Below are 5,467 nucleotides of genomic sequence, written 5' to 3' on the forward strand. Positions count from 1 at the left end.
CCCCGCCCCAGGCCCGCCCGCCACCGGCGCGGCCGCCCGCCGGATGCGGGGTTTGTGGGTCGCGTCGCTGGACAACATCGACTGGCCGCGCCGCCGCGGGCTGACCGCCGAGCACCTGCGGGCGGACTTCGTCGCGCTGCTCGACGAGGCCGCGCTGATCGGGTTCAACGCCGTCTTCGTCCAGGTCCGGCCCACCGCCGACGCCCTGTGGCCCTCACCGTTCGAGCCGTGGTCCGAGTGGCTGACGGGGACCCAGGGCCGGGACCCGGGCTGGGACCCGCTGGAGTTCACGGTCCGCGCGGCCCACGACCGCGGCCTCGCGTTCCACGCCTGGTTCAACCCGTTCCGGGTGGCGATCCACCCGGACCCCGCCAGGCTGATCCCCGGCCACCCCGCCCGCCGCAACCCGCAGTGGACCGCCGTCTACCGCGGTGAGATCTACTACGACCCGGGGAACCCCGAGGTCCGCGCCTTCGTCCAGCAGGCCATCATGGACGCCGTCCGGCGCTACGACGTCGACGGCGTCCACATCGACGACTACTTCTACCCCTACCCCGACCAGGACGACTTCCCCGACGGCGCCACCTTCGCCGCCCACGGCCGCGGGTTCACCGACCGCGCCGCCTGGCGCCGCGACAACGTCGACCTGATGGTCCGCCAACTGCGGGACCTGGTGCGCGCCGCGCGTCCCGAGGCGATGTACGGGATCAGCCCCTTCGGGGTGTGGCGCAACCGGGCCACCGACCCGGCCGGTTCCGCCACCGCCGCCCTGCAGTCCTACGACGCCCAGTACAGCGACTCCCGCGGCTGGGTCCGCAACGGCTGGGTGGACTACATCGCACCGCAGCTCTACTGGCCCATCGGCTTCACCATCGCCGACTACGCCGTCCTCGCACCCTGGTGGGCCGAGCAGACCACCGGTACCGACACCCAGCTCTGGATCGGCCAGTCGGCCTCCCGTCCCGGCGCCCCCGACCGCCCCGGCGCCTGGCAGGACGTCGCCGAACTCTCCCGGCACCTGGCCCTCAACGCCACCCTGCCCGCCATCGGCGGCGACCTCTTCTTCAGTGCCCGCTCCGTCCAGCTCGACCGGATCGGCGCCGTCAGGAGGCTGGCCGCCGACCACTGGAGCCGCCCCGCGCTCCCCCCGCTGCTGCCCCGTCTGGCGCACGCGGCCCCACCCGGCCCGCCCACCCTGCGCCCCACCGCCGACCTCCGCGCCCTGCGGCTGGGCCCGTGCCCCCGCCCCGACCGCCCCCGCCCCTTCCAGTACGCCCTCTACCGCTACGACCGCGACCCCGGCCCGGTGCCAGGACCGGACCCGGCCCGGCTGACCGCCCTGCTGCCCGCCCTCACCGTCGACCACTACCACCCGCCCACCGACGCGCCGCCGGCCTGGTACGCCGCCACCGCCGTCGACCGCGCGGGACGCGAGAGCCGACCCGGCACCCCGGTGTGGCTGCCCAGGGTGCAGCCGACCGCTCCCATGACCGCGCCCCCGACCGGGCCCGTGCCGTAGGCCGTGGCCGCCGACTCGTGCAAGGCTGGAGGTATGAAGGTGCTTGGGTTCGTCCTCAACGTGATCTGGTTGCTCTTCTGCGGCATCTGGATGGCCATCGGCTACGCCATCGCCGGGATCATCTGCTTCATCCTCATCATCACCATCCCCTTCGGCATCGCCAGCTTCCGCATCGCCGGCTACGTGCTGTGGCCCTTCGGGCGCACGACGGTGGAGCGGCCGGACGCGGGCGCGGCGTCCTGCGTGGGCAACGTGATCTGGCTGGTGTTCGCGGGCTGGTGGCTGGCGCTGGCGCACATCGCGACCAGCATCCCGCTGTTCATCTCGATCATCGGGATCCCGTTCGGCTGGGCCAACCTGAAGATGATCCCGATCTCGCTGATGCCGCTGGGGCGCGAGGTGGTCTCCACGGATCAGCGCTTCGGCACGTACTGACCGACCGACCGGCCCGGCCCCCGCGGGGGCCGGGTGGGCGGACGGGGTCAGGCGCGCAGGCGGCGGTCCTCGGGGCGGATCGCCAGGTCGTTGATGCTCGCGTACCGGCGCGCCATCAGCCCGTCCGGGGCGAACTCCCACTGCTCGTTGCCATAGCTGCGCCACCACCGGCCCGACGCGTCGTGCCACTCGTACTCGAAGCGGACCGAGATCCGGTTGCCGGTGAAGGACCAGAGTTCCTTGCGCAGGCGGTAGTCCAGCTCCCGCTCCCACTTGGCGCGCAGGAACGCGGTGATCTCCGCGCGGCCGGTCAGGAAGACGTCGCGATTGCGCCACTGCGAGTCCTCGGTGTAGGCGAGGGCGACCCGTTCGGGATCGCGCGAGTTCCACGCGTCCTCGGCGGCCTGCACCTTCTGACGGGCGGTGGCCTCGGTGAACGGCGGCAGCGGCGGGCGGGAGGTCATGGCGTGCTCCTCGACGGGGCGGGGGAAGGGGACGGGTCGGGCCGGACCGACTCTCGCAGGCGGTGGGCGGCGGCAGCCATGTCCTGGGAGACCATCACCCCACAGATTCGGCCATCACTCCGGCCTACCATCGGACGATGAGCCTGAGCCCCCGCCCGAGCCCACACCTGAGCCCCCGCTCCCGCCCGCACCCCCACCCCCGCCTCGCCGTGCTCGCCTACGACGGCGTGCGCCTGCTGGACGTCGCCGCGCCGCTGGAGGTGTTCGGCACGGCCGGCGGGTACGAGCTGGTGCTCTGCTCGCCCGGCGGCGGGCCGGTCACCGCCTCCACCGGCACCGGCCTCGCGGTACAGGCCGACGCCTCCACCGTCCGCGCGGACACCGTGCTGATCCCCGGGTCGCCCACGCTGCCCAACGCGCCGCTGCCGGCGGGCCTGCTGGCCGCGGCGGCCGCGCTGGCGGCCGGTGCCCGGCGGGTCGCCTCGGTCTGCACCGGCGCCTTCGTGCTGGCCGAGGCGGGCCTGCTGGACGGACGCCGGGCCACCACGCACTGGCGCCACGCGGCGGCGCTGGCCCGCCGCTACCCGCGGATCACCGTGGAGCCGGACGCCATCTACGTCCGGGACGGCCACCTGACCACCTCGGCCGGGGTGAGCGCCGGCATCGACCTGTCGCTCGCGCTGGTCGAGCAGGACCTCGGTCCGCAGGCCGCCCGCGAGGTGGCGCGCGACCTGGTGGTCTTCATGCAACGGCCCGGCGGCCAGTCGCAGTTCTCGGTCCCGGCCCGCACGCCGCGGCCGCGCCACGACGCGCTGCGGACCGCCCTGGAGGCCGTTGCGGCCGATCCGGGCGCCGACCACGCGGCGCCGCTGCTGGCGGCCCGGGTGGGACTGAGCGTGCGCCAACTCACCCGGCTCTTCCGCGCGCAGCTCGACACCACGCCGGCCGGCTACGTCGAGACGGTGCGGGTGGAGGCCGCCCGCGCGCTGCTGGAGGCGGGCGAGTCGGTGGCGGGCGCGGCCCGCCGCTCGGGACTGGGCAGTGACGAGACGCTGCGCCGGGCGTTCCTGCGCCAACTCGGCGTGCTCCCTTCGCAGTACGCCGCCAGGTTCCGCAACTCCGCGGTGGAGTAGGGGCGGGGCGACCGCGGTGGGGTTCGGGCTCAGGACGGGTCGCCGACCTGGACGATCATCTTGCCGAGGTTCGCGCCGTCCAGCATGCCGAGGAAGGCCTGCACGACGTTCTCGAAGCCGGCCACCACCGTCTCGTTCGCCACGATCCGTCCGGAGCGCAGGTGCGGGACCAGGAAGTCCTCCAACTCGCCCTGCACGTCCCGGTGGTTGCGGACCAGGAAGCCCTCCAGGCGCAGGCTCTTGTACACCACCTCGTAGAGGTTGCGCGGGGCGGCGGCCGGCTCGCTGCTGTTGTACTGGCTGATCGCGCCGCACCAGGCGATCCGCCCGTACTCCTTCAACCCCTCGATGGCGCCCGCCAGATGGTCGCCGCCGACGTTGTCGAAGTAACTGTCGACGCCCTCCGGCGCCGCCCTGCGCAGCAGGTCGCCGACCGGCCCGTCGTGGTAGTCGAACGCGGCGTCGAAGCCGAGCTGTTCGGTCAGGTGCCGGACCTTGGCGGCCGAGCCGGCGCTGCCGATGATCCGGCCCGCGCCGAGCAGCCGGGCGATCTGGCCCACCGCACTGCCGACGCCGCCGGCCGCGGCCGAGACGAAGAGCGACTCGCCGGGCTGAAGCCGCAGCACCCGGGTCAGGCCGACGTAGGCGGTCAGACCGGTGCCGCCGAGCAGGCTCAGGTAGGTGCTGAGCGGGATCCCGGGGTGCGGGCGCAGCGGGCGGACCTCGTCCGCGCGCACCACGGCGTGGGTGCGCCAGGCGTACCGGTGGAAGACCAGGTCGCCGGCCGCCAGCGCCGGGTCGCGGGACTCCAGGACGCGGCCGATCGAGCGGCCCTCCAGCGGGGTGCCGAGCTCCCAGTGGCCCTCGTCCATCGCCTCGCGCATGTACGGGTCGACGGAGAGGTAGACGTTCTCGACCAGGGCGGTGCCGGGGGTGAGCGGGGCGAGCCGGTCGGTGACGAAGGCGAAGTCGTCGGCCGTCGGGCGGCCGGTGGGACGGGACACCTGGTGGACGGCCATGGGCTGGCGGGTCATCGCGGACTCCTGGGGGATCGGTGGCGGTGTGATCACCGTAGGAGCGCGCGGCGACCGGTAGCAGGGGTCCGCGTCGATGGGACGCCGCCTTCCATGAATCCTGTGCATGGAAGGCGGTGCGGGCGGTGGCGGGTGTGGCGGTGGGTGTCGGCGTGCGGCCTCAGGCCGGCGGGGCCAGCCGTTCCACGGCCTCGCGCAGGGTGCGGAACTCGGCCGCCAGGCTGTCGGGCGTGTAGTGGGCGTTCAGGCCGCTGGGGTTGGGCAGCACCCAGACCTCGGTACCGGCGGTCGGGTCCGCGGCGCCCTCGATGCCGGCCGCCGCGCGCGCCGCGGCGTCGAGGGTGGCCCCCAGGTGCTCCGGCTGCCGCCCGATCACGGCCCGCGGCCGGCCGAAGGCCGTGCGGTACGCGCCGATCCCCAGGATCGCCAGCACCCGCGGGCGCAGCCGGGCGACCCGCTCGGCGAGGGCCGCGCCACCGGCCCGGAGCTCCTCGCGGGTCAGCTCGTCCGCCTTGGCGGTGGCCCGGGGCGCCACGTTGGTGATCCCCAGGCCCAGCTCGAGCAGCGTCGCCTGTTCGTCGGGGCGCAGCTGGCGCGGGGTGAAGCCGGAGCGGTGCAGCGCCGGCCAGAAGCGGTTGCCGGGCCGGGCGAAGTGGTGGCCGGTGGCCCCGGACCAGAGCCCCGGATTGATCCCGCAGAAGAGCACCCGCAGCCCGGGAGCGGCGACGTCGGGGATGGTGGTGCCGTGGGCGGCGGCCAACTGCTCGGCGGTGGGGCGGAAGGGAGGCTGAGTCTGCACCGGGCCAGTCTGCCTCGGGGGAGCCTGCCCCGGGCCAGCCTGCCCCGGGGAACGGGACGAGGGCGTCGCCGCCGCGGCCTGCC

6 protein-coding genes are annotated in these 5,467 nt (G+C 74.7%); 3 read left to right on the top strand and 3 right to left on the bottom strand.

From position 1 onward, the window contains the following. The coding region (locus ABD323_RS25495) for a glycoside hydrolase family 10-like protein (RefSeq protein ID WP_344444284.1) at window positions 1–1,519 on the top strand (1,519 nt) is incomplete at its 5' end. Window positions 1,520–1,552: 33 nt separating this feature from the next. Then, entirely contained in the window at window positions 1,553–1,954 is a 402-nt protein-coding gene (locus ABD323_RS25500; RefSeq protein ID WP_344444285.1) for a YccF domain-containing protein, read from the top strand. A 47-nt stretch (window positions 1,955–2,001) separates the two neighbouring features. Here ABD323_RS25500 and ABD323_RS25505 read toward each other — a convergent pair whose 3' ends face one another. Beyond that, window positions 2,002–2,418 carry a nuclear transport factor 2 family protein gene (locus ABD323_RS25505; protein WP_344444286.1) on the bottom strand — a complete coding sequence of 139 codons (417 nt, stop codon included), beginning with the start codon at window positions 2,416–2,418 and terminating at the stop codon, window positions 2,002–2,004. Window positions 2,419–2,555: 137 nt separating this feature from the next. Between ABD323_RS25505 and ABD323_RS25510 the strand changes: the two genes are divergently transcribed. After that, window positions 2,556–3,551, top strand: a complete 996-nt coding sequence (locus ABD323_RS25510; RefSeq protein ID WP_344444287.1) for a GlxA family transcriptional regulator — start codon at window positions 2,556–2,558, stop codon at window positions 3,549–3,551. A 29-nt stretch (window positions 3,552–3,580) separates the two neighbouring features. On the opposite strand, the gene ABD323_RS25515 is transcribed toward ABD323_RS25510, so the two are convergent. Beyond that, window positions 3,581–4,585 carry an NADP-dependent oxidoreductase gene (locus ABD323_RS25515; protein WP_344444288.1) on the bottom strand — a complete coding sequence of 335 codons (1,005 nt, stop codon included), beginning with the start codon at window positions 4,583–4,585 and terminating at the stop codon, window positions 3,581–3,583. A gap of 160 nt (window positions 4,586–4,745) precedes the next feature. Continuing rightward, entirely contained in the window at window positions 4,746–5,384 is a 639-nt protein-coding gene (gene mug / locus ABD323_RS25520) for a G/U mismatch-specific DNA glycosylase (RefSeq protein ID WP_344444289.1), read from the bottom strand. Window positions 5,385–5,467: the final 83 nt, after the last annotated feature.

Origin of the sequence: Kitasatospora nipponensis (genome assembly GCF_039528135.1) — a bacterium.
Classification (GTDB): Bacteria; Actinomycetota; Actinomycetes; order Streptomycetales; family Streptomycetaceae; genus Kitasatospora; species Kitasatospora nipponensis.